Below are 26,270 nucleotides of genomic sequence, written 5' to 3' on the forward strand. Positions count from 1 at the left end.
CGGGTTTATTTTATATTCATTTTCATTTCCATAGGTTTTACCTACGGCTATTGTTGTTGAACCCTTCGGGTTCTTTATCACCGATCTTTCTACTTGGCAAAATAATTGTAAAAGTCACGCCCAATCCGCTGTTTTCCGCGCTGATGGTTCCGCCTTGTGCCTGAACTATCTTTTTACAAATTGCCAGTCCCAGTCCGCTTCCTGTAGGTTTTAAAATATTTTGATTTTTCGACTGGTAAAATTTATCAAAAATCATTTCCAGATCTTCTTCAGGGATATGTTTTCCTGTATTGAAAATTTTAATAACCAGCTGGTTTTCTTTTTCAGATAATTTTGTCTGGATCGTTCCCTGCTCATCGGTAAATTTTAAGGCATTTCCCAAAATATTCTGAAATAATTGAATCATTCGGGCTTCGTCATATTCAAATAAAAAATGATTGAGCAGATTAACTTCGCTTAAATGAATGTTTTTCTGATGGATAAGATGCAAAAGCGGATTTAACGCCTTTTTATAGGTTTCAATAATATTATTCTCCTGAATGTGTAGCGCTATTTCACCGTGTTCCAGTTTATCCAAATAGAGAATGTCATTAATAATTTCACTTAATCTGTCGGATTCCGTAATGATATTATTTAAAAACTCTTTTTTGATTTCTAGAGGAATGTCGTCATCATCGGCCAGAATTTCTCCTGCAGACCGGATTGCTGTAATCGGCGTCCTCAATTCGTGCGCCACAGAGTCCAGGAAATCATCCTTCTGAAGGTCTTTAATGATCAGATTTTCATTGGCATTTCGCAAATCATCGGACAGTTTTTGCAGCTCTTCCGACTGTTCGGTGAGTTTTTTATTAAGCGTGATATTTTCTTTAGATTCTTCCAGAATGTTTAAAACCTCTTTTAAGGAAATTTTATCTTCTTTCGTCACACCTTCGATTAATATTTTTGCTGAAGCTGTTCCTATTCTTCCTGCGAGAAGATTTTCTGAAAACTTGATAAACCTTGAATCTGCAGTTTCTGTCTGAGAATCAATATTATATTTTAAATTAAAAATTCGTAAGGCCTGCTCTGTTTTGCTTTTACCTAAAAATCGCTCAAGAATATTTTTAATATCTGATACATAGGCAGTTCCGCGCCAGATAAATGCATTCTCATGATTTTGGATGTATTTATCAATATCAACGTACAATTCGGCAAAATTTCGCTCACGATAATTTCCTTTTACACTTACCGAAATAATGCTGAAGAGCGCTGTATTCACTAAAATCGACCAAAAGAAAATCTGAGGAATCCGGCTTAAAAAAGAGATTTTAAAGAAATCAAAAGCATCATACATATCTCTTAGAACTCCCTTGAATTCCTGATTATAGGAAAAATAATACTGAGGAATTATTAAGCCGAAATAACAAATGATCAGTCCTGCTAAAAGTCCTGTAATAGCACCTTTATAGCTTCCTCTTCGCCAGAAAATAGCTCCGAAAAATGCAGGCGCCAACTGGGCAATAACGACAAATGAAATCAACCCGACAGAATCCAATGAAGTTTTCAGAATAAAATATTTATAAAAGGCAAATGCCATGATAATCAATGCGAAAATGCTGAATTTTCGGATGTTGGTAATATTTCGGGTATTCTGAATCTCGTTTTCCGATTTGAATTTTCCTAACAATCCATACGGAATAATCAGGTTATTGGAAAGCATAATGGATAAAGTGATGGCCGAAATAATAATCATTGATATACAGGAACTTAATCCTCCTAGGAACACCAAAACCGTAATCAGTGTATTGTTGAAATGCTGCGGAATTAAAATGGAGTAGAATTCAGGATTTACTTTCTGACCGTCGAAAATAAGTCGTCCACCCCAAGCTATAGGAAAGATAAATACAGTGAAAATCAATAAGTAAAGAGGGAAAAACCAAATCGCTGTTTTGATATGTTTCTCTTGTCTGTTTTCCACAATTGCGGTATGAAACTGCCTTGGAAGTATACAGATTGCTGTTCCGGAAATCATACACAAAACCATCCAGTTCATCGCACCTTCAACACCGTTAAACGTATTTTTTTCTTTAAAATCTTCAAACTGACTTGCCTTTTGATAAATATCCGAAAATCCGTCAAACACAAAATAAATCACAAAAAGTCCTAAAATAATAATGAAAAACAATTTCAGGAAGCTTTCTAAAGCAATCGCAGAAATAATTCCCAAACGTTTTTCCGATGCATCCACATATCTGGTTCCGTAATATGATGAAAACAAAGCGATTAAAACAACCACGAAAGTCGCATTATCTGTAAGGATATTTTTTGACATTGGTGTTTCTGTCACCAAATGGAAAGTCTCGGAAATTGCCTTAATCTGTAAACCGATATACGGAACGATAGCCAAAAGGCAGACAATCGTAATTACTGCACTAAAACTTCTGCTGTTTCCATATCTTAGGGAGATGAAGTCTGCAAGGCTGCTGATCTTATTTACCCTTGAGATCCTTACAATTCGTGTATTGATGTAGATCCATGCAGGAATAATGATGATAGGCCCGATATAGATTGGAAGATAGTTGAGTCCGCTTGTTGCTGCAACGCCTATGCTGCCATAGTAGGTCCAGGCTGTGCAGTATACCGCCAGGGAAAGTGCATAGATGTAAGGATTGTTGATCCATAGCTTACTCTTTTTCTTCTCCGCCAGATAAGCGACTAAGAACAAAAGCGCCAGGTAAAACAAAACCACGGTAAATAAAGCGAAACTACTCATCATATTTTTTTATAATTATAAAAGATATAATGATGGAAATCATCCAGATAACGAAAATATAAATCAGAATCATCGGATAGCCAAGGACTTCCCGGTCGCTGTTGAAAAGTAGTGAAACCGGAATGCTAAATGCTATCAAAAGGCCGATACTCAGGATGATTAATTTTTGTTCGTGTCTCTTTTTCATGATTGATTGATGAATGATAATTGATAGTTTGACGATTTTGAATTTGCCATTAATCAATTATCATTCATTATTTATAAATTATTCTTTATGGTCAGAATATTCTCCCGTGAGCGAATAATATCCGAAAATGGCCATTCCACCGGAAATAATCGGCATCAGTACAAAAAGAATGATGATTCCGAAAACCAAGTCTTCCTGTTTTCCTGAAGTGATTTTTGGAATTCCTAAAACTGTAATTCCGAAATATCCCACCACCAACGCAATGGCTATCCAAAGTATGCCTAATATTTTTTTGAGTCCGTTCATTTTAGTTGTTTTAAAATTAGTAAAAAAATTGAGTGATTTCGCTTCTAATCGTGAATATTATTGTTCTTATTTTTAAGATAAAATAATCCGATTAATAAACAGACTCCGGCAACTCCGATAGGATACCAAAGTCCTTCCAGATACCATGTTGCATGCCCTGCCTCTTTTCCTGTGGTAACCAGATAGGTGGCTACAGCCGGAAGCAATCCTCCGAAAACACCGTTTCCGATATGATAAGGAAGAGACATTGAGGTATAGCGAATCCTCACTGGGAACATCTCTACCAAAAATGCTGCAATAGGACCGTAAACCATCGTCACAAAAATCACCTGAATGAATACCATAAAAACGAGATACCATTTTGTATTATCGGCTAATTTGATGCTTTGAGAAACTTTCGGTTCTTCTGCTTTTCCGTCTTTTATGACAGGCCCGGTCGGTGACCAGTGTACAACACTGTCTTTTTTGATTAAAGTCCCGTCGGTGTATAAAGTTTCTTTATGGAAGCTTATCAGGCTGTCGGTTGTGATTTTATCATGAATTTTAGCTGTTCTTGTTTCTGTAATTCCATTGGCTGCTATCGTTTTATTTTCAAGATTTACACTCTTAAACATACTGTCGTAAATAGGTCTGTAGGCCAGAATAGCAATCAGCATTCCCGTCATCATCACGGCTTTTCGTCCGATTTTATCCGAAAGCCACCCGAAGAATACGAAGAAAGGTGTTCCCAGGAATAGTGCTGTTGCCATCAGTGAGTCAACCTGTGCAGATTCTACATTCATTACTTTCTGAAGGAAGCTCATCGCATAAAACTGTCCTGTGTACCAGATGACTCCTTGTCCCATTGCCGCTCCGAATAATGCCAATAAGACAAATTTGAAGTTGAATTTATTCCCGAAACTTTCTTTTAAAGGATTTTTTGAAGTTTTACCTTCACTTTTGGCTTTTGCAAACAAGGGAGATTCTTTCATATTCCTTCTGATGATATAAGAAACACCCACCATTAAAATTGATATCCAGAATGGAATTCTCCAGCCCCAACCATCAAACTCTTCTACCGAAAGCGTCGTTTTGGTGACTAGAATAACGATTAATGAAATGAAAAGTCCTGCTGTTGCCGTTGTCTGGATCCATGAAGTCCAGTAGCCTCTTCTTCCGGGCTGTGCATATTCTGCGACATAGGTTGCCGCTCCTCCGTATTCACCACCAAGAGCCAGACCTTGTAGTAATCTTAAAATTAAAACTAAAACAGGTGCTAAAAATCCGATGGTCTCATAACTTGGAATACATCCGATAAGGAAAGTTGAAAATCCCATGATCAGCAACGTTACCAGGAATGTATACTTTCTTCCGATGATGTCTCCAAGTCTTCCGAAAAATAATGCTCCGAAAGGTCTTACGACAAATCCTGCCGCGAAAGTAGCTAAGGTCGATAAAAATGCTGCGGTCGGGTTATCCGACGGAAAAAATTTCGTAGCTAAAACAACAGCCAGACTCCCGAATATATAGAAGTCGTACCATTCTATTAATGTTCCGAGTGATGATGCCGTAATCACGCCCCAAATCGTGCGATTTTTTTGTCTTTCGGTCATATTCTCGTAGCTTACTTGATTGTTATCGCTCATATGATTAATTTTTAATGTTAATTTGAATTGATATTTAGTTTTCTTAATTGATTTTTATCCGATTAAATAATCTTAATGGTTAAAATTCAAAGTTTTTACAGGTAAATCTGAAATTGTATAATGAATTCTCCTTTGGAAGAAGGGCTGTCGGTTGGACTTGTGTACACCGGCCTTGTAGAATATTGCGTGGTGATTTTTGCGTGATGACCGTCGATAAACCAGTTGGCACCGACATCAAATTGCGAGGAAGATTTATCAAATGCCTCGAAACTTTTATGAGTATAGGCTGCGAACGGCTGGATCCTGATTTTTGGTTTTTCTGCTTGGCTTGGTAATAATAATCCTGCCTGTGCGTAGATAATATTACCTGTTCCAATGGTTGGTTGCAGGTTTCCCGGACCGGCAATAGCTTTATTTCCGACAAAATTCGGGTCGGAAGAAGCGATATTCATGATGCCGATATTTCTGATATAATTGGGTCCAAATTGATAATTGTAGTATCCTGCATAAGCCGAAACAGCCATTTTGTTTTTGGCATTTCCCAGCGGAATATCTGCAAAGGCATCAACGGCAACAAGTGTAATGTCATGTTTTTCAATATTGGAATTCACGGAAGTTCTCGTTCCGTCTTTCTGATGATAAAATCCGGCTCCGACATTGAAAACCTTTTTTGTTCCTAAGTAAGAACCCACTTTAAAAGGCAATAGATTCGACTCCTCATCCAGAAACTGGTATTCGACATATGCTGCTTTTGAAAAGTTCGGATTTCCGTTGTTGTCAACGGCTACGGCTTTCGATGGATCAGTCACATTCGCCGGAACCAGGTCGGTCGCGAAAGGTTTGTTTAAGCTAAAACGATATTCCAGTTTTCCATATTTTCCTTTGGCAAACATCCCCAGCTGCCTCGCAAACTGGTCGGAATTGTCAATTAAAGGCCATGTAAAGATTGGCGAATCGACAGTAAGGAAATTCAATGTTGAAGCCATCGTCATCCTTGAAAGACCCATGTAGTAATGCAGTCCTGCTCCCAAAGATAAACTGAATTTTCCGGCTTCACCAGGTAAAACCACAGCGTATTCATTCCAGGCATCATGAAAAAACATCTGTGGCTTTTTGCCGTTTCCGTATCCTCCTGTTCCTGAAGTTCCCGAGCCACCGCCATTGATAAAAGTCTGATTATTAATTCCAAAATGGGCTAAGATCATATATCTTTTGGAAATTTGAGCATATGCCAATGCACGCAATCTTCTATTTCCTAAGCTCCATGAATTATCAGTCGGTTCTCCACCAACCATACTGCCAGGATTCATATCGGTATTCCTCAGCCAAAACTGATCCCATAAAATAAATCTGATGTATTTGTCACCTTGCTGATTGAGATTTATTTTTAATCCACTTCCATAATCAGGTGAACCTTGAGAATATAAAGAATTGCTGATTAAAGCCAATCCGATTAAAGTGAGTAATTTTTTCATAAATTATCAATTTTTGGCGTTGTTTTTTATGAAAGCCAAATTGTAATTAATAATTTGTTTGAAAAAATTTAATATATATTAATGCTAATGGTATAGTTATAAGTTATTAGTGATTAATTATAAGGTGTTGAAACTTGTAAATTTTGAATTAATTATATATGTAATATTCTTATTTTAAACTATTTAATAGTTAATCGCATGTAACTAAAACTCATAATTTATAATTAATAACTCATAGCTTACCAAAAGTTATTTTTTAAATCGTTCCCATTTGATAAGCATGTATTTATCTGCAAACTGAGTAATAATTAACCCAGAATTTTTAATATTTTCTTCCTTGCTCATATATTCAATCAATTCGTTTTGCTTTAAAATCTTATACACAGGATGAAATTCTGAATGGGGAGGTCTTGTGATGTTGTATTTCTTAATCCATGAACTAATGGTTACGTGTGAAACACCAATAATTCTCTCAATCTCACGGAAACTTAAGCCTTCCAGATAGAGTTGTAATGCTTTTGTTACGTAATAATCATCGATCTGTTTTCCTAATTTTTTAACAGTGAAATAATAGTTGCAGTCTTTACATAGGAAACGCTGTTTGTCATTTACGATCCCGCTTTTTACAACTTTATTGTTATTGCATTTCGGACATTGATTTTCCATAACTATATCTTTTTAGCAAATATATAATAATTTAGCAAAATATTAATTTTACTTAAAGATAAAATTACCTGAATATTAATTTATTTCAATAAAATTATCTTTTATACTTGCTTATTATGGAAATTATATTTTAAATTTGCCGAAAATTTTAGATAAATAAATGGAAATAGAAATTTCCTCATCCATTCATTTGATGTATGTGAATGATATACAGCAGGAAATGTATGATTCTGCACAGCGTCGGGGGACGGGCATTGCCAAACGTTCTATCGAATACCTCAGTAAAAAAATTATTGAAGGAAATGCGGTAATAGCTACTGATAACGGAAAATGGGTGGGTTTCTGTTATATCGAAACATGGTCTCATGGACAGTTTGTAGCTAATTCCGGACTGATCGTTTCTCCTGAATTCAGGCACTTGGGTGTGGCAAGATTGATTAAGGATAAAGTGTTCACTTTGTCCCGAAATAAGTATCCGAATGCAAAAATTTTCGGATTGACTACCGGATTAGCGGTTATGAAAATTAACAGTGATTTGGGATATAAGCCAGTTATTTATTCCGAGCTTACCCAGGATGAAGAGTTTTGGAACGGCTGCAAAAGTTGTGTGAATTATGATATTTTAATGAAGAAAGAACGGAAAAATTGTCTTTGCACGGCAATGCTTTTTGTCCCGGAAAATATAAAAAACAGTGCTGAGAAATCTCAGTCTGAAAATCAATACAATAATGAACAAGAAAGTAGTTTTAGCATTTAGCGGAGGTCTTGATACCTCTTACTGCGCTAAATATCTCAGTGAAGTACTGGGATATGATGTATATGCAGTCACTGTAAACACCGGCGGTTTTTCTAAGGAAGAAGAAAAAGAGCTGGAGAATAAAGCTTTGATTCTCGGGGTAAAAGAATACAGGTGTGTTGATGCTCAGGAAGATTATTACAATTCTTGCGTGAAGTATTTGATTTTTGGAAATGTTTTAAAAAACAATACTTATCCTTTATCCGTAAGTGCGGAACGTACGATTCAGGCGCAGGAAATTGCAAAGTTTGCGATTGAAGTCGGAGCTGATGCTATCGCTCACGGAAGTACTGGAGCAGGAAATGACCAGGTTCGTTTTGACTTGATTTTCCAGGTCATGTGCCCCGATGTGGAAATCATTACGCCGATTCGCGATATGGCTTTGTCTCGTGAAGAAGAAATTGAGTTTTTGAAAAGTAATGGCTATGAAATGGAATTTCAGAAAGCACAATATTCGGTGAATAAAGGACTTTGGGGAACTTCCGTGGGCGGAAAAGAAACGCTGACATCAAGAAATTATTTGCCTGAAGAGGCTTTTCCTTCTCAGATTAAAGAAACTCAGCCTTCAGAAATGGAAGTTGAGTTTAAAAACGGAGAAGTTGTTGCTGTAAACGGAGAAAATTTTGAACATCCTGTTTATGCCATTCAGAAAATTGAAGAATTGGCTTCTGCTTACGGAATCGGTCGTGATATTCACGTTGGAGATACGATTGTCGGAATTAAAGGAAGAGTGGGATTTGAAGCGGCTGCGGCGTCTGTGATTATCAAAGCACACCATTTATTGGAAAAACATACGCTTTCGAAATACCAGCAGATGATGAAGTCCCAATTATCCGACTGGTACGGAAACTGGCTTCACGAAGCACTTTTCCTGGATCCAGTGATGCGAAATATCGAGTCTTTCTTGGTTAATTCTCAAAAAACGGTCAGCGGAAAAGTTTTTGTAACGCTCCATCCTTATCGATTTATTTTGAATGGAATTGAGTCTCAACACGATCTGATGTCTGATGAATTCGGAAGCTATGGCGAAGCGAACAGAGCATGGACAGGCGAAGATGTGAAAGGTTATACAAAAATCGTAAGCAATTCTTTAAATATATATCATCAGATTAATTCAGCATTATGATGGTGAAACCGAAGGGTTCAATATTAATAGCCGTAGGTAAAACCTATGGTTAATAAAATCAACAAGAATCAGAACCCGATAGGGTTCAATACAAATAACCGTAGGTGAAAACCTATGGAAAATAATAAAATGAAAAAGAAAATTGGAATCATCGGAGCCAACGGTTACACAGGAAGCGAACTGGTTCGTCTGCTGGCTTTTCATCCTCATGTGTCTTTGAGTTTTTTGTATAGTCGTTCAAATTCGGGAACAAAGATTTCGGATCTGTACCCAGATTTAACGACAGTTTGCGAAATGGTTTTAACGGATCAACCAGAAGAAGTCGATATTTTGTTTTTATGCCTTCCTCACAAAGAAAGTCAGAATTGGCTGAGTCAGAATCCTGTAAAAGATTCAACGCTGGTTATTGATTTGGGAAATGATTTTCGTTTGGACGGTAGTTTCGGAGATAGAAATTTTATCTACGGATTACCTGAAATCAACAAAAAACAACTTTCAGAAGCAAGAAGTATTGCCAATCCGGGATGCTTTGCGACTGCTATTCAACTTGCTTTGCTTCCTTTAGCGCAAAAAGGTTTGTTAGATGAGGTGTATACGACAGGAATTACGGGTTCAACAGGCGCAGGCCAGTCTTTACAGCCAACAACCCATTTTACATGGAGGAATGACAATATTTCAGCTTATAAAACCTTGACTCATCAACATGTGGATGAGATTTTACAGCAGTTAGTTTCTTTTAATAATAATGAAATTAGTTTGAATTTTGTTCCCTGGAGAGGGGATTTTGCGAGAGGGATTTTTACAAGTTCCACGGTGGAAACAGATGTGGAACTTTCAGAAATATATCAATTGTTTGAAGATTTTTATGCCGATGAACTTTTTGTAAAGGTAAGTGAAAAAGCAATTGATTTAAAGCAGGTTGTCAATACGAATCGCTGTGTGATTCATATTGAAAAGAGTGGAAATGTTGCGGTTATTCACTCAGCGATTGACAATTTGTTGAAAGGAGCTTCCGGACAGGCTGTTCAAAACATGAATATTGCAATGGGTTGGGAAGAAGATTTAGGATTGAACTTAAAACCTATTGCATTTTAAAAGAATTATAAATGCAAATTGTCAAATAGTCAATTGTGAATTTTAAAGGCTCGAATCAAAACCGACTTAGGAAAATGGAGCGTTAAGAAAAAGAATTTTATGAACGTTAAGAAAATTCTACTGTTCGAAGCGCGACACAAATGTAGAACCGAAGAACAAACATTGATTTCGCGCAAGTTTTAGAATTTTTAGAGAATAAAAATATTTTTTAGCGGAAGTTTCCAAGTCTTGAACTTTTGTTTCTTTTGTTTGACTACGTCGAATCTTCGATTTCAAGGCAAAAGAAAAGTTATAAAGATAAGTTGTCAGAAAAACCGACAACTATCAACCAAAAACAATCAACTAAGATGAATTTATTCAACGTATATCCATTATTCAACATCAATCCGATAAAAGCTCAGGGATCATTTCTCTGGGACGACAAAGGGAAAAAATATCTTGATTTTTACGGTGGTCACGCGGTGATTTCCATCGGACATAATCATCCGCATTACCAAAATCATTTGAAAGAGCAATTAGATAAAATTTCTTTTTATTCAAACTCGGTTCAGAATAAATTACAAACTGAACTGGCTGAAAAATTAGGGAAACTTTCAGGCTTGGAAGATTATAATTTATTTCTGTGCAATTCAGGTGCTGAAGCGAATGAAAATGCTTTAAAACTGGCTTCTTTCCACAACGGAAAAAATAAAGTACTTTATTTTTCAGGCTCGTTTCACGGAAGAACTTCGGCGGCAGTTTCGGTGACGGATAATCCGAAAATCGTAGCTCCGGTCAATTATGACGAAAGATTTATCAAGTCTGAATGGAATAATATCGAACAGCTGGAGAAAGTTTTCGAAAAACAAGGAAGTGAAATCTCGTCTGTTATTATCGAAGGAATTCAGGGAGTTGGAGGTATTATGATTCCAACGGCTGGATTTTTAACTAAAATCAAAGAATTATGCGAAAAATATAATGTTGTTTTGATTTTGGATGAAGTTCAGTCGGGATACGGAAGAAGTGGTTATTTCTTTGCCCATCAGGAATTCGGGATTGAAGCCGATATCATCACAACAGCAAAAGGAATGGGAAATGGTTTCCCGATTGGTGGCGTTTTGATTCATCCAAAATTTCAGGCAAGCAACGGTTTGCTGGGAACTACTTTCGGTGGAAATCATTTAGCTTGTGTCGCTGCAATTGCGGTTCTGGATGTTATGAAAGATGAAAATCTCATCGGAAATGCTCAGGAAATGGGTGAGTATATTGAAAATGAAATTAAAAATTTTCCACATATTAAAACAATTCGAAGGAAAGGTCTGATGATCGGGATTGAACTTGATCGGGATTGCTCGGAAGTGAGGAGCAGCCTGTTGTACAATCATCATATTTTCACAGGAAATTCTAATGATAAGGCTGTGCTGAGGATTCTTCCGGCACTTAATATTAAAAAAGAAGAAACTGATCTATTCATCAGTGCTTTGAAAGAAGTATTGGAGAATATTTAACCTGTGAAAATTATGCGGTTTGTCATTCTGAACGAAACGAAGTGTAGTGAAGAATCTCTATCATAGTACCAATAGATTCTTCCTTCGTTCAGAATGACAAACATAATTATCATTACCTGAGTGAAACGCCCTTGCGAACGAAAATGTTTTCAATTTTAATAAAAAAAGCTTCGCGATCATAGCGTTAAAAACTCAATCAAATATGTAAGATAAAAAATCTTTAAAATCAATTCAAAATGAAATGGATATTCCATTTGTCCATTAAAAAAATAAAAATTTCCAAATGAAAAAATTCACCGCTGTAAGTGACGTTGAGAACTTACAGGAAATTATAAAAAAAGCTTTACAAATTAAAGAAAATCCTCTTTCGGAAACTGATAAGGGAAAAGGAAAAACCATCGGACTTGTATTTTTAAATTCAAGTTTGAGAACCCGTTTGAGTAGTCAGATTGCTGCGCAGAATTTAGGGTTAAATGTTTTAACATTAAATGCAGCTCAGGAAGCCTGGAACCTTGAATTTGCAGATGGCGCAGTGATGAATGGCGATACTGTTGAACATATCAAAGACGCGATTGAAGTATTAAATCAATATTGTGACATCATTGCAGTTCGTTGTTTTGCGGGAATGAAAAGTAAGGAAGATGATGTAAACGAAAGCATTTTAAGTCAGTTCGAGCAACATGCAAAAGTTCCCGTTATTTCCTTGGAATCGGCTACACGCCATCCTTTGCAAAGTTTGGCTGATTGCATTACGATTACAGAAAGCTGGCAGGAAGACCGTAAACCGAAAGTGGTTTTAACCTGGGCGCCTCACATCAAACCGATTGCTCACGCGGTAGGAAATTCTTTCGCAGAATGGATGCAGGAAATGGATGTCGATTTTATCATTACCAATCCGGAAGGTTATGATTTAGATAAAAATTTCACGAAAGACGTAAAAGTTATTCATGATCAGGATGAAGCGTTGAAAGATGCAGACTTTATTTATGTTAAAAACTGGTCGTCTTTTGATGAGTATGCGGAGATGCCTGAAGTGAAAGAAAACTGGATGTTAACGAATGAAAAATTGGAAAATACCAATCAGGCAAAGGTAATGCATTGTCTTCCGGTTCGTCGAAATGTAGAATTGAGCGATGAGGTAATGGATGGTGAAAATTCTATCATTTATCAACAGGCAAAAAACCGGATTTTCTCAGCGCAGGCCGTTTTCTCAGAAATTTTGGATGAATTGAATTCTAAATAAATTAATAAAGTCCTGAAAGGACGAATTATAAAAGGATTGGATATAATCCAATCAAAAAAATGTATAAAATGAAAGAAAAATTATACATCATAAAAATTGGCGGATCATTAATTGATGATGAGGAATTATTAGAACAATTCTTAGAGCAGTTTGCTGAAATTCAGGAAAAGAAAATCCTTGTTCATGGTGGCGGAAAATTAGCAACCACTTTGGCGGACAAGCTTGGAATTAAACAAAAGCTGGTGAACGGTAGAAGAATCACAGATAAAGATACTTTAGATATTGTAGCGATGGTGTATGCAGGAGGAATTAACAAAAATATTGTGGCAAAACTTCAGCAAAAGAAATGTAAAGCCATAGGTTTTTCCGGTGCCGATGCGAATTTAATTAAAGCTAAAAAACGGGAACACCAAGAAATTGATTTCGGATTTGTGGGAGATATTACCGAAAAAAGTGTGAACAGAAAGTTGATTTCAAAGTTGCTTAAACTAAAATTAGTTCCGGTGTTTTCAGCGATTACCCATGATAAAAAAGGACATCTCTTCAATACCAATGCAGACACCATTGCTTCGGTAATTGCGCAGGCTTTATCAATAAAATATGATGTGGAATTATTGTACTGCTTCGATAAAGAAGGTGTTTTGGAAGATGTAAATAACCCAGCATCTGTTATTAAAAATATTTCCGAAGAAGAATTTTCAATCTTAAAAAACGAAGGAAAACTTCATAAAGGAATTCTTCCAAAATTGGAAAATGCCTTAGGAGCAGTAAAAAATAATGTGAATAAGGTATTCTTAATTAAGGAAACCGAACTAAAAAACCATATAGAAAACCATCATGCAGGAACTGAAATCTGTTTATAGTAAAGAAGAACTACTGAATAACGCAGTGGATTTGCTGAAAAGACTGATTGAAATTCCGTCATTCAGCAAAGATGAATTTAATACATCCGTGGAAATTGAAAATTTTTTCAAAAGACATCAAATTCCGACGAAGCGATTTAAAAATAACATCTGGGCTGTGAATAAGAATTTTGATGTTTTCAAACCGTCAATTTTGCTGAATACACATCATGATACCGTAAAACCGAATAAAGCGTACACTTTGGATCCGTTTCTACCAATTGAAAAAGACGGAAAATTATTCGGATTGGGAAGCAATGATGCAGGAGCTTCTTTGGTTTCGATGGCGCAGGTTTTTTTGTATTTTTTTGAGAAAGAAGATTTAAAATATAATTTAGTTATTGCTTTGACAGCAGAGGAGGAGATTTCAGGTTTTGACGGGATCGAAGCTTTATTTCCACAGTTGCCCAATATCGAACTCGCCATCGTAGGAGAACCAACGCAGATGAATCTGGCGATCGCGGAAAAAGGTCTTTTGGTGATCGACGGGGAAATGAAGGGCACTCCTTCTCATGCTGCTCATCCTAACAATGATAACTCGATTGTAAAATGTATGGAAGACCTCCGAAACATTTTGAATTTTAAATTTCCAAAAATTTCGGATTATCTGGGTGAGGTAAAGATAACGTTGTCAGGGGTTCATGCCGGAGTTCAGCATAATGTCGTTCCGGAATCGTGCACTTTTACTTTGGATGTAAGAGTGACGGATGAGTATTCTAATCAAGAAGCATTTGAAATCATTCAGTCACAGATGAAATCAACGTTGACAGCGAGATCTTTCAGATTAAATTCTTCAAAAATTGAAATGGAGCATCCGTTCGTACAGGCAGGTCTTGAGATTGGAAGGACAACATACGGCTCGCCGACTTCATCCGACCAGGCCATTATTCCTTGTACATCGGTAAAACTCGGACCAGGTGACAGCAGGCGCTCTCATACCGCAGATGAATTTATTTTCATCGAAGAAATTGCGGAGGGAATTGAGATTTATATTCAAATTTTAGAAAAGGTTTTATAGGTTGGAAGCGGGATGCTGGATGCTAATAAAGATGCCTAAAAATATAATTTTTGTTCAAAATAACAATTTTTTTTAATTAATGAAGATTAAGCATTTGGTAGTAAACTTCCAGCACCTAGCTTCCATCTTCCAACAAAAAAGAAATTTATGAAAAAAATATGGCAAAAAGACGATAATGCCACCAATATATTAGTCAACAAATTTACAGTCGGAAAAGATCTTGACTTTGATGAACGTTTGGCAAAATATGACGTCAAAGGTTCAGTTGCGCATTGCATCATGCTGGCAGAAACAGGTATTATTACAAAGGAAGAATCGGAAAAAATGCTTTTCGTTCTGGCTTTGATTTTACAGGATATTGAAGATGGAACTTTTAACATTGATAAAAATGCAGAAGATATTCATTCACAGATAGAATCAATTTTAATCGAAAAATTAGGGGATACCGGAAAAAAGATCCATACGGCAAGATCTCGTAACGATCAGGTTTTATTAGATATTAAGTTGTATTTATTAGATGAAATCCGTGAAATTACAGCTTTAACGGACGAATTCTTTCAGATCTTAATCAAATTGGCGGAACAGCATAAAAATGTTATGCTTCCGGGCTATACGCATTTACAGATTGCGATGCCTTCCTCTTTCGGATTGTGGTTTGGAGCGTATGCAGAAGCGTTGTTGGATGACCTTGAGATGTTGTTTTCGGTAAAAAATATCATCAATAAAAATCCATTAGGTTCGGCGGCAGGCTATGGTTCCTCATTTCCGATTGATCGGGAGAGTACAACCTATAACTTAGGCTTTCAATCCATGAATTACAATTCGGTTTACGCTCAGATGACGCGCGGAAAGTCAGAGAAAATGTTGTCGATGGCAATGGCAACTTTGGCGGGAACTTTAAGCAAATTTTCTTATGATGTGTGTCTGTATTTGAGCCAGAACTTTGATTTTATCAGTTTCCCTAAAGAATTTACCACGGGAAGCAGCATTATGCCCCACAAGAAAAATCCGGATATTTTCGAGTTGGTTCGTGCACGTTGCAACAGAATTCAGTCGTTGCCGAATGAGTTTATTTTGTTGACCAATAATCTTCCTTCAGGCTATCATCGTGATATGCAGTTGACGAAAGAAATTCTTTTCCCGGCAATTGATTCATTAAAGGAATGTCTTGAAATTTTAAGTTACACTTTGCCGAATATTCAGGTGAAAGACGGGATTTTGGAGGATGAAAAGTATAAATATCTTTTCAGTGTAGAGAAAATAAATGAAGAAGTGAAAAGCGGAAGTTCATTCCGCGATGCTTATATAAAGGTAGGGCAGGAAATTGAAAAAGGCGAGTTTGATTTTAAAATGGGAAACCTGAATCATACGCATCAGGGAAGCATCGGAAATCTTTGTCTGGATAGGATAGAATATCAGTTTAATAAACTGAAAAGTAAATTGCTGGGATAGTTTATGTTTAAAAAAGATTAATTAAAGAAAATTATTTTAATTTATTAACTATTAATTCGGTTTCGTTATAAGGCAGAATACTGTTGTATTCAAGCTTACCATCTGATATCTCAGCAACAATCATTGGCATGGTAATTATTTTTTTGTCAACAATTATAGCGATTCCATTTCCAAAGTTTTCAGATGTAATTTTCTTTAATTTTCTACTTCCTGTTTCATTAAGTTCGAATAGGACGGTGGGGTATTTATTGCCATTTTTATTTAAAATTATATTTTTTATATCAGTTGAATTTAGGAAAGCAATGCTTTCAATTTCGAGCGTATTTTTGTTATTAGGAGTTTTTTGTTCGATAACGAGGTAGAATCCGTCAGGTTTTTCGTAGGTTTTGTCAAAAAAGGAAGTGAGATATTCTGCGATATAGTTTTGTGTATCTCGATCTTCGTTGTTTTCAACCTTTCCATTGTTGATAACATCAACAACTTCGGAAGTATTTTGCGAAAAGCACAGACTTGATACCATTATTCCTATTATTAGTAATGTATGTTTCATTATAAAATGAATAAAATGTTATGCTAAATGATATTGATTTTTAAATTTTTAATCCAAATCAATCTTAAACTTCGTAGACTTCTTCACCTCGTGAAGAACGATAGAACTGTGATATTGACCGATGTTAGGAATATTTGAAATCACATTCACGGTAAAATCATTATAAGAATTAATATCTTTCGCAATGATTTTCAGCATATAATCGTATTCGCCGGAAAGACTTATTATTTCTTGAACTTCATCATGCTGCATTATGTTTTTCTCAAAAGTTTCCAATACTTTTTTAGATTGTTCTTTTAGTCTTACGTTACAATATACAACAATATTAAGCCCTAGTTTCTCACGGTTTAAAAGGCCTACATATTTTTCAATGATTCCCTGTTTCTCCAGTTGTTTGATGCGTTCATATGTCGGAGTAAAAGTAAGCCCGATTTTTTCCGAAATTTCTTTTACAGAATAAGTAGAATCTTCCTGAATAATGCTGAGAATCATTTTGTCTTTTAAATCCATATTGTATAAACGTTGATAGGGTAACAAAAATAGTATTTAAAAATTAAATTATTTAAAAATCATGGTATTTTAATAATAATGAAATTTGGTTTTGTCGGTTTATAAAATTGTTGTATCTTTGCACCTAATGAATAACACAGTATTTATATCATTAGAATTACCGGGCGATAGCGCCCTTTATGATATTTATTTATTTTAAGCGAAGATGTTTCTTCGCTTTTTTTTTGTAAAAAAATTAAAATATTATGTTTACGATTACAGAACTAAGCACCGGGAGAATCAACAGGATAGTGACAGAAGCTTTGGCTTTTGCGAATGGAAAAACGGCTAAAATTGAAGGAGAAGTTTTTTGCTCGAATCTTTTCTTTGAAGACAGCACCAGAACAAAAACGAGTTTTGATATTGCAGAAAGAAAACTGGGCTTGCAGGTAGTGCCTTTTGATGCTTCAAATTCTTCCGTAAACAAAGGAGAAAGTTTGTATGATACCGTAAAGACCATTGAAAGTTTAGGTGTAAATCTTGTCGTAATCAGAGATAAAAAAGACAGATATTTTGATGAATTAAAAAATATAAAAATTCCGGTAATCAACGGAGGAGACGGAACGGGAAATCACCCGTCTCAATGTATGCTGGATCTAATGACGATCTATCAGGAATTCGGGAAATTTGAAGGCCTTAAAGTGGGGATTGTAGGTGATGTTAAACACAGCAGAGTCGCCAATTCAAACGCAGAAGCATTGAGAAGGCTTGGAGCGAAGGTATACTTTTCGGGACCTGAACAATGGTTTGATGAAGGGGCTCTAATCAACGGAACTTACTTAAACGTTGATGAATTAATTAAAGAGGTTGATGTTTTAATGTTGTTAAGAATCCAGCACGAAAGGCATGATGCCAAAATGAGCTTCTCTGCTTCTGAATACCATAGAAAATACGGTTTAACCAAAGAAAGAGAAAAAGCCATGAAAAAAGATGCCATCATCATGCATCCGGCACCCATTAACAGAGACGTGGAGATTGATACCGACCTCGTGGAATGCGAACGTTCAAGGGTTTTCAAACAAATGCAGAACGGCGTTTTTGCAAGAATGGCCATCATAAAAGAAGCCTTGGAAAATCAAGGATATACTTTTAAATGAGGCAAGGAATAGTTTAAAAAAATTTTGATGAGCCCTGAAAGGGCGATTTATAATAGCGACGGGTGAAGCCCTGGAAAACAAAAACATACAGGTTGTCCAAGCTCCATAGGAGCGACATGTTAATAGCCGTGGGTGAAACCCATGTGGATATATAAAATAAATAATAAGAGATAAAAGTTTAAAATGAAGAAAAAATTAATACTGGAGTCCGGTGAAGTATTTCATGGAGAAGGTTTCGGAGCAGAATTGGAAACGGCAGGGGAAGTAGTTTTCAATACCGGAATGACAGGGTATCAGGAACTGATCTCTGATCCGTCTTATTGCGGTCAGATTGTGTGCATGACCTATCCATTAATCGGAAACTATGGAATTAATAGAGATGATTATGAGAGTATAGAACCGGCGATCAAAGGGCTTATTGTAAAGGAACTTTGTGATCTGCCATCTAATTTTCGTACTCAGATTACTTTAGATGAATTATTTAAAAAGAAAAACCTTTCAGGAATTTCAGGAATCGACACCAGAAGACTGACAAGAATTCTTCGTAACCACGGGGTAGTGAAAGGAAAAATTGTAAACGCTGATGCTGATGAAAACACCGTAGTTTCAGAATTAAAATCAACCAACTTTCCAACCGATCAGGTGGAGCAGGTTTCTACAAAAACACCGTATGCAAATCCGGGAAGAGGCTTAAAAGTGGTATTGGTGGATTTCGGTTCCAAATTAGGGATCATCAGGGAGTTATCTCAAAGAAACTGTGATATTACGGTAGTTTCCCAGGATGTAACAGCAGAAGAAATTTTACTGATGAATCCCGATGGCGTAATGTTGTCAAACGGTCCTGGAGATCCGGAAGATAATCAGCAGGCACTGGAAATGATCCGTGGAATCTTAGGAAAAGTTCCGATTTTCGGAATCTGTCTGGGTCACCAATTAATAGGTCTGGCCTGCGGAGCAAAAACATTCAAACTAAAATTCGGACACAGGGGAGGAAACCATCCGGTGTTGGATTTAGAGAAAAACAAAGTGGCCATTACTTCCCAAAATCACGGTTACGCGGTAGATCAGGAAAGTTTGAAAAATACATATTTAATTGAAACCCATATCGCATTGAATGACAGGACGAACGAAGGCCTGAAGCACAAAATTCACCCTTGTTTCTCCGTTCAGTATCATCCGGAAGCAAGTCCGGGTCCTGAAGACGCGAATTATTTATTCGATGATTTTATCCAGTTGATGGAAGATTTTAAAAAGTAGAATATGAATTTGGGCAGCTTAATCCGCCTGTAGTTTATCCTGAGCGAAGTCGAAGGGCTCCCAATCTTTTTTGCAGGACTTTTCTGCGAAAATAGAACAAACAGGATGGCAAAAAAGGATTTCCGCTCAAGTCGGGCTGCGTGCAATTCGCTGCTTAAATTAAAAGAATCCGAAGGATTCAATTATGAATAGCCGTAGGTGCAACCTATGGAAAACGGTGAAAACCATGAAAATGGTAAAACAACCAACATCAGAACCCGAAAGGGTTCAACATTAACAAAAAGGATAAATTTAAAAATGAAAAGAAACGACATAAAAACAATTTTAGTAATCGGTTCAGGTCCAATCATTATCGGTCAGGCGGCGGAATTTGATTACGCAGGAACGCAGGCTTGCTTATCTTTAAAAGAAGAAGGCTACAAGGTAATTTTGATCAATTCAAACCCTGCAACCATTATGACGGATGTTGAAATCGCAGATAAAGTATATATCGAGCCGATTTCACTTCAGTTTGTAAGTCATATCATCAGAAAAGAACGTCCCGATGCGCTTTTACCAACGCTTGGTGGGCAAACCGGACTGAATATGGCGGTAGAATTGGAAAAATCAGGAATTCTTGAAGAATGTAAAGTGGAAGTGTTGGGAACAAAGCTTTCAGCCATCAACAGAGCAGAAGACAGAGATTTGTTCCGTGAGTTGATGAGAGAACTGAACGAGCCTGTTCCGGAATCTGACATCGTGAACACAGTAGAAGGAGCTTTAAAATTTGCTGATGAAATCGGGTATCCTGTAATTGTTCGTCCGGCCTTTACCATGGGTGGAACAGGAGGTGGTATCGCTTCCAACGAAACTGAATTGAAGGAAATTGCAGAATTAGGGTTAAAACACAGTCCGGTTACGCAATGTCTGATTGAAAGATCAATCGCAGGTTTCAAAGAAATTGAATATGAAGTAATGCGTGATGCAAACGACAACGCAATTGTGGTTTGTAACATGGAAAATATCGATCCGGTGGGAGTTCACACAGGAGACTCCATCGTTGTGGCGCCTTCTCAGACGCTTTCGGACAGAGAATATCAGATGCTGAGAAATGCTTCATTAAAAATCATCAGAGCATTAGGAATTGAAGGTGGATGTAATGTACAGTTAGCATTAGACCCACATTCATTCAATTATTATATTATCGAAGTAAACCCTAGAGTTTCCCGTTCTTCAGCTTTAGCATCAAAAGCAACAGGTTATCCGATTGCGAAAATCGCTGCGAAAATCGCGGTAGGTTTAACACTTGATGAAATCATGAATCCGGTTACAGGAAAAACGTATGCTTGTTTTGAGCCGGCATTGGATTATGTAGTGACGAAATTCCCAAGATTCCCGTTCGATAAATTCGAAACAGCGGACAGAAGATTATCAACTCAGATGAAAGCAACGGGTGAAGTAATGGCAATCGGAAGAAATTTCGAAGAATCTTTACAAAAAGCCATCCGTTCCCTTGAAACAGGAATCAGACATATCGGTTTAAAAACCAAGCAGACCGAAGCTTTAACAGCGGAAGAAATCGAAAGAAGAATCAGGGTTTGTGACGACGAAAGATTGTTCATCATCGGGGATGCTTTAAGAAGAGGGTACGACTGGGAACAAATTGTAGAATGGAGCAAAATCGATAAATTCTTCATCTGGAAAATCAAAAAATTAATTGATTTCGAAAAAACGATTGCAGAAAATAAATTCAACAAAGAAATTCTGATTGAAGCTAAAAAATTAGGTTTTGCAGATTTAAATATCGCTCACCTTTGGGATGTTACACAAAGGGAAGTGTTCAATTTCAGAAAAGAAAACGGGGTAATGCCGGTTTACAAAATGGTAGACACCTGCGCCGCAGAATTCGAATCTGAAACCCCATATTTCTACGGAACTTATGAAGAGGAAAATGAAAGTGTTGTTTCAGATAAAGAAAAGATCATCGTTCTGGGTTCAGGACCGATCAGAATCGGGCAGGGTGTTGAGTTTGATTACGCGACAGTTCACTCGGTTTGGGCGATCAAAGAAATGGGTTACGAAGCGATTATCATCAACAATAATCCTGAGACAGTTTCTACAGACTTCTCCATTTCAGATAAATTATATTTTGAACCTTTGACGGAAGAAGATGTGATGAATATCATCGAACTGGAAAAACCAAAAGGTGTTGTGGTACAGTTTGGCGGTCAGACGGCCATCAATTTAGCGGATAAATTGGCTTCTCACGGTGTTCAGATTTTAGGAACTTCTCTGGAAGATCTTGATAGAGCGGAAAACAGAGATAAGTTTGAAAAAGCGCTTCAGGAAATGCAGATTCCGCAGCCTTTAGGAAAAACATCTGTTTCAAAAGAAGAAGCGATAAAAATTGCCAACGAGATCGGTTATCCGGTATTGGTTCGCCCGAGCTACGTGTTGGGAGGTAGAGCCATGGAAATTGTTTACACAGAAACCGAACTGGCGCATTACATGGAAAACGCGGTAGAAGCAAGCCCTGAGCATCCTGTTTTGGTCGACAAATACATGGTTGGAAAAGAAGTGGAAATCGATGCGATCTGCGATGGTGAAACAGTGATCATTCCTGGAATTATGGAACACATCGAAAGAGCAGGAGTTCACTCCGGAGACTCAATTGCAGTGTATCCTCCACAGAATATTTCACAAAGCGAAATCGATACTTTGGTTGATTATACCAAAAGATTAGCAAAAGGACTCAACGTCATCGGATTAATGAACATCCAGTACGTTCTTTTCGAAGGAAACGTTTATGTGATTGAGGTGAATCCAAGATCATCAAGAACAGTTCCTTTCTTATCTAAAATTACAGAAGTTCCGATGGCAAACTTGGCTACGAAAGCAATTTTAGGTCAGAAACTGAAAGACCTGGGCTACGAAAGCGGACTGGTTCCGAACAAAGAAGGTGTTTTCGTAAAAGTTCCGGTGTTCTCTTTCTCAAAATTAACGAAAGTTGATATCTCTTTAGGCCCTGAAATGAAGTCTACAGGAGAGGTTATGGGTAAAGATACCACCCTTGAAAAGGCGCTTTATAAAGGATTGGTTGCTGCCGGAAGAAAAGTTCCGATGCACGGTTCCATCCTGTTCACGGTAGCGGATAAGCACAAGCAGGAAGCGGCTGATCTGGCGTCGAGATTCCATGAAGTTGGTTTCAGAATCTGGGCAACGGAAGGAACGGCAAAATTTTTCGAAGAAAAAGGAATTCCTTGCAAAATAGGATATAAAATAGGAGAGGAAAGTGTTAACCTGATTGATCTTATCCAGAAAGGAAAAGTTCAGTATGTGGTCAATACCATGACGAAAGGAAAACAATCCGAAAGAGACGGTTTCCAGATCAGAAGAATGAGCGTGGAAAACGGGGTACCTTGTTTAACATCCATGGATACGGTAGAAGCCATCTTAAAAGTAATCGAAAGCATGAGCTTCAAAATGGAAACGATGTAATGTAAAATTATTAATGATTATATAATCAACCTCACGGGTTTTAAAAACCTGTGAGGTTTTTTTATGGATATAATGCAATCTTTAACAAAATTTTAGCATCCCGAACAAATACTTTTCTGATCCCGATTTTGTATTTTTAAACAAAATTTTAAAAGTGAAAAAAATACTATTTGCCATTTGTATATCAGTTTCGGCTTTCAGTTTTGCACAGGATTATTCGGTACCGGCGGCAAGCCCGCGTCAGAAAGTAGAGCAGCAGTTCTCAATGTCTAAAATAACGGTTGACTATGGAAGACCGGGCGTGAAAGGACGTAAGATCTTCGGAGAATTAGTGCCTTACGGACAGGTTTGGAGAGCGGGAGCCAACTCTTCTACGAAAATTACTTTCGGACAGTCGGTGAATTTCGGAGGTAAGATTGTTCAGGCAGGAACGTATGGCTTATTCATCGTTCCTACAGAAAAAGAATGGAAAGTAATACTCAATAAAGACTTCCAGCAGTGGGGTGCTTATACCTATGATCCGAAACAGGATGTAGTAGATGTTACCGTTCCGGTGAACAAGCTGGCTGATAAACAGGAGTGGTTTGAAATTACCCTGAATCCTACCGACGAAAATGCTGCTAATCTTGTGCTAAAATGGGATGATCTGCAGGCTGAAGTTCCGGTAAAACCTTCCAAGCCGGATGCTGTAAATAAAATTGCCGATAAACTTAGAGAAATTAAAAAAATCGAAGCGGATGCTGCTAAAACAAAGAGTTAATTGCAGTTTAGCATCAATAAAAAATAAGCAATGAAATTTTCTATTCAACCGGTTTTAGAAAATGAAAAATATCAGTTAATCCCCTTGCAGCAAGGGGATTTTGAGTCTTTATATCACGTCGCTTCCGATCCGGAGGTCTGGAGCCAGCATCCGAACAAAGACCGGTATCGTAAAGACGTTTTCAGTACTTTCTTTGAAGGAGCTATGAAAAGTGGCGGAGCCTTTAAAATCACCGGAAAATCTTCTGACGAAATACTGGGAAGCACCCGTTTTTATGATTATAACCAACATGATAACAGCATTTTCATAGGTTACACTTTTTATGGAACAAAATTCTGGGGGAAAGGGATTAATTCTCAAATCAAAAAATTAATGCTTCATTATATCTTTCAGTTTGTTGATACGGTGTATTTCCATGTCGGAAAAAATAATATTCGTTCCAGGAAAGCTATGGAAAAGCTGGGGGCGGAAGAGAGAGGTGAAGAAGAAATTGCTTATTTCGGAGAACCTTCGAGAATCAACATTTTATACCAAATCAAAAAAGAAAAATATGAAAAAATTTAAGATCCAACAGACACCATTCGTGGTTCCGACGACCGATGGAAAACTAATTGAAGAACACTGGGGAAATTCCACCGGAAACTCAGACCTTTCAATTGCCCACATGATAGCTCCGCCGGGATGGAGCGAGCCGCATCAGACACCGGAATTTGATGAATTTACCCTTATTATTTCGGGGAAAAAACAGTTTGAAATTGACGGTGAAACAGTCATCCTGGAGAAAGGGCAAAGCATCATGATCGAAAAAGGCGCCAGAATCCGCTACAGCAATCCTTTTGAACAGGAGTGTGAATATATTTCAATTTGTCTCCCTGCATTTTCTATAGAATCGGTACATCGGGAAGAGGAAGGAGTAGATTAAAATTGCATAATGCACCAATTTAATAATGTAACAGTGTAACAGTCAAAATATAATTTATAATGATATTAAACTGACTCGATATATAGTTGTTTTTTTTGACCGGTGACAGATTATTCGTAAGTTCGCGCAAATTTTTACGAAAGATAAAACTAACTATGAAAAACAAACTGTCAATAGCCCTTTTAGCGGGAATCGCCCTTTCTGTAACTTCATGCGCAAGTATTCTTACAGGAACAAAAGATAAGATCACTTTTAATTCGACTCCGGAAGGTGCCAAAGTATTTCATAAAGGAATTGAAAAGTGTACAACTCCATGTACCGCTGAGATTCCGAGATCCTTAAGCAAACAAATGGTAACTTTTGAAAAAGAAGGATTTAATACTAAGGAGGTTAAGCTTACCAAAACCTTTAATCCGGTGACATTGGTCAATATTCTTTTAGGTGGCGCTATCGGTGTCGGAATTGATGCGGCTACAGGTTCTCTTACCAAATATTCTCCAAAAGCATATCAAATAGAGCTCGAGCAGAAAAATTAATTTAAAATTTAGCAGTGTAACAATAAGTAATTGTTACACTGTTATATTATTTCAGGATTTCTTTCAAAAACATCAGAGTATGATTCCATGCTCTTTTTGCCATAACAGGATTGTAATCCGGAGATTTCGGATCGGTAAATGTGTGTTTAGAATGCGCATAGGTGATGATCTGCCAGTCGGCATTTCCTTCATTCATTTCCTTGATAAGATTGTTATAATCTTCCGGCGTTACACTTTTGTCATCTGCAGGATTTTCAACCAGTATTTTTGTAGAAATCGGTCCGTTTTTTCTTGTCTGGTCTTTCCCGATACTTCCATGGATCGAAACTACACCCGCCACAGGAAAACTTCCTCTCGCAGACTCCAGAGCACCTGTACCCCCAAAACAATAGCCTATTACAGCAATTTTTTCAGGAACAGCTCCGTTTTTCTTTAGTTCTTCCAGTGCCAGTAAAATCCTTTTCTGGTAAGCCTCATAATTTTTCTTATAATATCCCGATGTTTTTGCTGCCGACTCATTATCTGCCGGAATATTTCCTTCACCGTAAATATCTGCAACAAAAGCAATATACCCTTGTTTTTCCAGATCTGCAGCGGCATTTTTTGCTTCATCGTCAATACCTTTCCATGCCGGTAAGATTAAAACTCCGGGAAGTTTTTTTCCGGAATTTGAGGTGACTAAACCGTTTAGTTTTTGCGAGCCGTCCTTATAAGCCACAGGCTTTAAATTCTGACTGAAAAAAGTTCCCGAACCCATCAGGAATGCCGATAATAAAAGTGTGCGTATCATATTTTGTAATTTAATTTTGTTAGAGTTATTGGATTACCTCGAAAATCAGTGTTTATTTTTATTTGAAGCTTTTCCGGCTTTCGCTACTCGCTTTTTTATTTTCGGCGGCGCGCGCCGCCGAAAATAAAAAGAGCTCAGACATGCCGCTCAATCCGGGCTAGCAAACCCTGCATCATACTTCTGTTTCCATTCCAATACCATC

24 protein-coding genes are annotated in these 26,270 nt (G+C 37.2%); 15 read left to right on the plus strand and 9 right to left on the minus strand.

The window, feature by feature from the left end; all coding sequences use genetic code 11:
* Positions 1–37: 37 nt before the first annotated feature.
* The 6 genes from M0D58_RS00375 to M0D58_RS00400 all read right to left on the minus strand — a co-directional run bounded on the left by M0D58_RS00375 (position 38) and on the right by M0D58_RS00400 (position 7,011).
* Positions 38–2,752, minus strand: coding sequence for an ATP-binding protein (locus M0D58_RS00375; RefSeq protein ID WP_248395002.1), 2,715 nt, complete (start codon positions 2,750–2,752; stop codon positions 38–40).
* The gene (locus M0D58_RS00380; RefSeq protein ID WP_248392569.1) at positions 2,745–2,939 is read right to left on the minus strand and encodes a hypothetical protein; all 195 of its coding nucleotides are present in this window, start codon (positions 2,937–2,939) and stop codon (positions 2,745–2,747) included. The genes M0D58_RS00375 and M0D58_RS00380 overlap by 8 nt, the downstream gene beginning before the upstream one ends.
* A gap of 78 nt (positions 2,940–3,017) precedes the next feature.
* On the minus strand, positions 3,018–3,245 hold the full coding sequence (locus M0D58_RS00385) for a DUF6814 family protein (protein ID WP_248392570.1): 228 nt from the start codon (positions 3,243–3,245) through the stop codon (positions 3,018–3,020).
* 44 nt (positions 3,246–3,289) lie between these two features.
* On the minus strand, positions 3,290–4,870 hold the full coding sequence (locus tag M0D58_RS00390; RefSeq protein ID WP_248392571.1) for an MFS transporter: 1,581 nt from the start codon (positions 4,868–4,870) through the stop codon (positions 3,290–3,292).
* A 95-nt stretch (positions 4,871–4,965) separates the two neighbouring features.
* Positions 4,966–6,345: a porin gene (locus M0D58_RS00395; RefSeq protein WP_248392572.1), complete on the minus strand. Its 1,380-nt coding sequence runs from the start codon at positions 6,343–6,345 to the stop codon at positions 4,966–4,968.
* A gap of 249 nt (positions 6,346–6,594) precedes the next feature.
* A complete protein-coding gene (locus M0D58_RS00400) occupies positions 6,595–7,011 on the minus strand; it encodes an IS1/IS1595 family N-terminal zinc-binding domain-containing protein (RefSeq protein WP_248392573.1) in 417 nt (138 codons plus the stop codon).
* A 160-nt stretch (positions 7,012–7,171) separates the two neighbouring features.
* Here M0D58_RS00400 and M0D58_RS00405 point away from each other — a divergent pair, with 160 nt between their 5' ends.
* The 8 genes from M0D58_RS00405 to argH all read left to right on the plus strand — a co-directional run bounded on the left by M0D58_RS00405 (position 7,172) and on the right by argH (position 16,130).
* Positions 7,172–7,768 carry a GNAT family N-acetyltransferase gene (locus M0D58_RS00405; RefSeq protein ID WP_248392574.1) on the plus strand — a complete coding sequence of 199 codons (597 nt, stop codon included), beginning with the start codon at positions 7,172–7,174 and terminating at the stop codon, positions 7,766–7,768.
* Positions 7,740–8,933, plus strand: a complete 1,194-nt coding sequence (argG, locus tag M0D58_RS00410) for an argininosuccinate synthase (protein ID WP_248392575.1) — start codon at positions 7,740–7,742, stop codon at positions 8,931–8,933. Before M0D58_RS00405 ends, argG begins: the two co-directional genes overlap by 29 nt.
* Before the next feature lie 129 nt (positions 8,934–9,062).
* On the plus strand, positions 9,063–10,028 hold the full coding sequence (argC, locus tag M0D58_RS00415; protein ID WP_248392576.1) for an N-acetyl-gamma-glutamyl-phosphate reductase: 966 nt from the start codon (positions 9,063–9,065) through the stop codon (positions 10,026–10,028).
* Between the two features lie 347 nt (positions 10,029–10,375).
* A complete protein-coding gene (locus M0D58_RS00420; RefSeq protein ID WP_248392579.1) occupies positions 10,376–11,515 on the plus strand; it encodes an aspartate aminotransferase family protein in 1,140 nt (379 codons plus the stop codon).
* A 283-nt stretch (positions 11,516–11,798) separates the two neighbouring features.
* Positions 11,799–12,758 carry an N-acetylornithine carbamoyltransferase gene (locus M0D58_RS00425; protein ID WP_248392588.1) on the plus strand — a complete coding sequence of 320 codons (960 nt, stop codon included), beginning with the start codon at positions 11,799–11,801 and terminating at the stop codon, positions 12,756–12,758.
* A gap of 68 nt (positions 12,759–12,826) precedes the next feature.
* Positions 12,827–13,621: an acetylglutamate kinase gene (gene argB / locus M0D58_RS00430; protein ID WP_248392590.1), complete on the plus strand. Its 795-nt coding sequence runs from the start codon at positions 12,827–12,829 to the stop codon at positions 13,619–13,621.
* On the plus strand, positions 13,596–14,678 hold the full coding sequence (locus M0D58_RS00435; protein WP_248392592.1) for a M20 family metallo-hydrolase: 1,083 nt from the start codon (positions 13,596–13,598) through the stop codon (positions 14,676–14,678). The genes argB and M0D58_RS00435 overlap by 26 nt, the downstream gene beginning before the upstream one ends.
* Positions 14,679–14,825: 147 nt before the next feature.
* Positions 14,826–16,130, plus strand: coding sequence for an argininosuccinate lyase (gene argH, locus M0D58_RS00440; RefSeq protein WP_248392593.1), 1,305 nt, complete (start codon positions 14,826–14,828; stop codon positions 16,128–16,130).
* A gap of 31 nt (positions 16,131–16,161) precedes the next feature.
* Here the strand turns inward: argH and M0D58_RS00445 are convergent, their stop codons facing one another.
* Together M0D58_RS00445 and M0D58_RS00450 are read right to left on the minus strand one after the other, a co-directional pair.
* Positions 16,162–16,680 carry a SecDF P1 head subdomain-containing protein gene (locus M0D58_RS00445; RefSeq protein ID WP_248392594.1) on the minus strand — a complete coding sequence of 173 codons (519 nt, stop codon included), beginning with the start codon at positions 16,678–16,680 and terminating at the stop codon, positions 16,162–16,164.
* 48 nt (positions 16,681–16,728) lie between these two features.
* Entirely contained in the window at positions 16,729–17,190 is a 462-nt protein-coding gene (locus tag M0D58_RS00450) for an Lrp/AsnC family transcriptional regulator (RefSeq protein ID WP_248392595.1), read from the minus strand.
* A gap of 245 nt (positions 17,191–17,435) precedes the next feature.
* Between M0D58_RS00450 and M0D58_RS00455 the strand changes: the two genes are divergently transcribed.
* From M0D58_RS00455 to M0D58_RS00485, 7 genes are all read left to right on the plus strand, one after another.
* A complete protein-coding gene (locus M0D58_RS00455; RefSeq protein ID WP_248392596.1) occupies positions 17,436–18,326 on the plus strand; it encodes an aspartate carbamoyltransferase catalytic subunit in 891 nt (296 codons plus the stop codon).
* A 183-nt stretch (positions 18,327–18,509) separates the two neighbouring features.
* Positions 18,510–19,583, plus strand: a complete 1,074-nt coding sequence (locus M0D58_RS00460; protein ID WP_248392603.1) for a carbamoyl phosphate synthase small subunit — start codon at positions 18,510–18,512, stop codon at positions 19,581–19,583.
* A 297-nt stretch (positions 19,584–19,880) separates the two neighbouring features.
* Entirely contained in the window at positions 19,881–23,060 is a 3,180-nt protein-coding gene (gene carB, locus M0D58_RS00465; protein ID WP_248392613.1) for a carbamoyl-phosphate synthase large subunit, read from the plus strand.
* A gap of 154 nt (positions 23,061–23,214) precedes the next feature.
* Positions 23,215–23,820, plus strand: a complete 606-nt coding sequence (locus M0D58_RS00470) for a DUF2911 domain-containing protein (RefSeq protein ID WP_248392615.1) — start codon at positions 23,215–23,217, stop codon at positions 23,818–23,820.
* A 30-nt stretch (positions 23,821–23,850) separates the two neighbouring features.
* Entirely contained in the window at positions 23,851–24,384 is a 534-nt protein-coding gene (locus M0D58_RS00475; protein ID WP_248392616.1) for a GNAT family N-acetyltransferase, read from the plus strand.
* On the plus strand, positions 24,371–24,742 hold the full coding sequence (locus M0D58_RS00480; protein ID WP_248392617.1) for a cupin domain-containing protein: 372 nt from the start codon (positions 24,371–24,373) through the stop codon (positions 24,740–24,742). Before M0D58_RS00475 ends, M0D58_RS00480 begins: the two co-directional genes overlap by 14 nt.
* A 155-nt stretch (positions 24,743–24,897) precedes the next feature.
* Positions 24,898–25,278 carry a PEGA domain-containing protein gene (locus M0D58_RS00485; RefSeq protein ID WP_248392618.1) on the plus strand — a complete coding sequence of 127 codons (381 nt, stop codon included), beginning with the start codon at positions 24,898–24,900 and terminating at the stop codon, positions 25,276–25,278.
* A 46-nt stretch (positions 25,279–25,324) separates the two neighbouring features.
* On the opposite strand, the gene M0D58_RS00490 is transcribed toward M0D58_RS00485, so the two are convergent.
* The gene (locus tag M0D58_RS00490; RefSeq protein WP_248392619.1) at positions 25,325–26,068 is read right to left on the minus strand and encodes a dienelactone hydrolase family protein; all 744 of its coding nucleotides are present in this window, start codon (positions 26,066–26,068) and stop codon (positions 25,325–25,327) included.
* Positions 26,069–26,270: the final 202 nt, after the last annotated feature.

Source organism: Chryseobacterium nepalense (assembly GCF_023195755.1).
GTDB lineage: Bacteria > Bacteroidota > Bacteroidia > Flavobacteriales > Weeksellaceae > Chryseobacterium > Chryseobacterium nepalense.

What these genes read in the sequence shown, in the direction of transcription:
- M0D58_RS00375 (WP_248395002.1), bottom strand. Translation starts at nt 2,752, where the DNA reads ATGAGTAGTTTCGCTTTATTTACCGTGGTTTTGTTTTACCTGGCGCTT.
- M0D58_RS00380 (WP_248392569.1), bottom strand. Translation starts at nt 2,939, where the DNA reads ATGAAAAAGAGACACGAACAAAAATTAATCATCCTGAGTATCGGCCTT.
- M0D58_RS00385 (WP_248392570.1), bottom strand. Translation starts at nt 3,245, where the DNA reads ATGAACGGACTCAAAAAAATATTAGGCATACTTTGGATAGCCATTGCG.
- M0D58_RS00390 (WP_248392571.1), bottom strand. Translation starts at nt 4,870, where the DNA reads ATGAGCGATAACAATCAAGTAAGCTACGAGAATATGACCGAAAGACAA.
- M0D58_RS00395 (WP_248392572.1), bottom strand. Translation starts at nt 6,345, where the DNA reads ATGAAAAAATTACTCACTTTAATCGGATTGGCTTTAATCAGCAATTCT.
- M0D58_RS00400 (WP_248392573.1), bottom strand. Translation starts at nt 7,011, where the DNA reads ATGGAAAATCAATGTCCGAAATGCAATAACAATAAAGTTGTAAAAAGC.
- M0D58_RS00405 (WP_248392574.1), top strand. Translation starts at nt 7,172, where the DNA reads ATGGAAATAGAAATTTCCTCATCCATTCATTTGATGTATGTGAATGAT.
- argG (WP_248392575.1), top strand. Translation starts at nt 7,740, where the DNA reads ATGAACAAGAAAGTAGTTTTAGCATTTAGCGGAGGTCTTGATACCTCT.
- argC (WP_248392576.1), top strand. Translation starts at nt 9,063, where the DNA reads ATGAAAAAGAAAATTGGAATCATCGGAGCCAACGGTTACACAGGAAGC.
- M0D58_RS00420 (WP_248392579.1), top strand. Translation starts at nt 10,376, where the DNA reads ATGAATTTATTCAACGTATATCCATTATTCAACATCAATCCGATAAAA.
- M0D58_RS00425 (WP_248392588.1), top strand. Translation starts at nt 11,799, where the DNA reads ATGAAAAAATTCACCGCTGTAAGTGACGTTGAGAACTTACAGGAAATT.
- argB (WP_248392590.1), top strand. Translation starts at nt 12,827, where the DNA reads ATGAAAGAAAAATTATACATCATAAAAATTGGCGGATCATTAATTGAT.
- M0D58_RS00435 (WP_248392592.1), top strand. Translation starts at nt 13,596, where the DNA reads ATGCAGGAACTGAAATCTGTTTATAGTAAAGAAGAACTACTGAATAAC.
- argH (WP_248392593.1), top strand. Translation starts at nt 14,826, where the DNA reads ATGAAAAAAATATGGCAAAAAGACGATAATGCCACCAATATATTAGTC.
- M0D58_RS00445 (WP_248392594.1), bottom strand. Translation starts at nt 16,680, where the DNA reads ATGAAACATACATTACTAATAATAGGAATAATGGTATCAAGTCTGTGC.
- M0D58_RS00450 (WP_248392595.1), bottom strand. Translation starts at nt 17,190, where the DNA reads ATGGATTTAAAAGACAAAATGATTCTCAGCATTATTCAGGAAGATTCT.
- M0D58_RS00455 (WP_248392596.1), top strand. Translation starts at nt 17,436, where the DNA reads ATGTTTACGATTACAGAACTAAGCACCGGGAGAATCAACAGGATAGTG.
- M0D58_RS00460 (WP_248392603.1), top strand. Translation starts at nt 18,510, where the DNA reads ATGAAGAAAAAATTAATACTGGAGTCCGGTGAAGTATTTCATGGAGAA.
- carB (WP_248392613.1), top strand. Translation starts at nt 19,881, where the DNA reads ATGAAAAGAAACGACATAAAAACAATTTTAGTAATCGGTTCAGGTCCA.
- M0D58_RS00475 (WP_248392616.1), top strand. Translation starts at nt 23,851, where the DNA reads ATGAAATTTTCTATTCAACCGGTTTTAGAAAATGAAAAATATCAGTTA.
- M0D58_RS00480 (WP_248392617.1), top strand. Translation starts at nt 24,371, where the DNA reads ATGAAAAAATTTAAGATCCAACAGACACCATTCGTGGTTCCGACGACC.
- M0D58_RS00485 (WP_248392618.1), top strand. Translation starts at nt 24,898, where the DNA reads ATGAAAAACAAACTGTCAATAGCCCTTTTAGCGGGAATCGCCCTTTCT.
- M0D58_RS00490 (WP_248392619.1), bottom strand. Translation starts at nt 26,068, where the DNA reads ATGATACGCACACTTTTATTATCGGCATTCCTGATGGGTTCGGGAACT.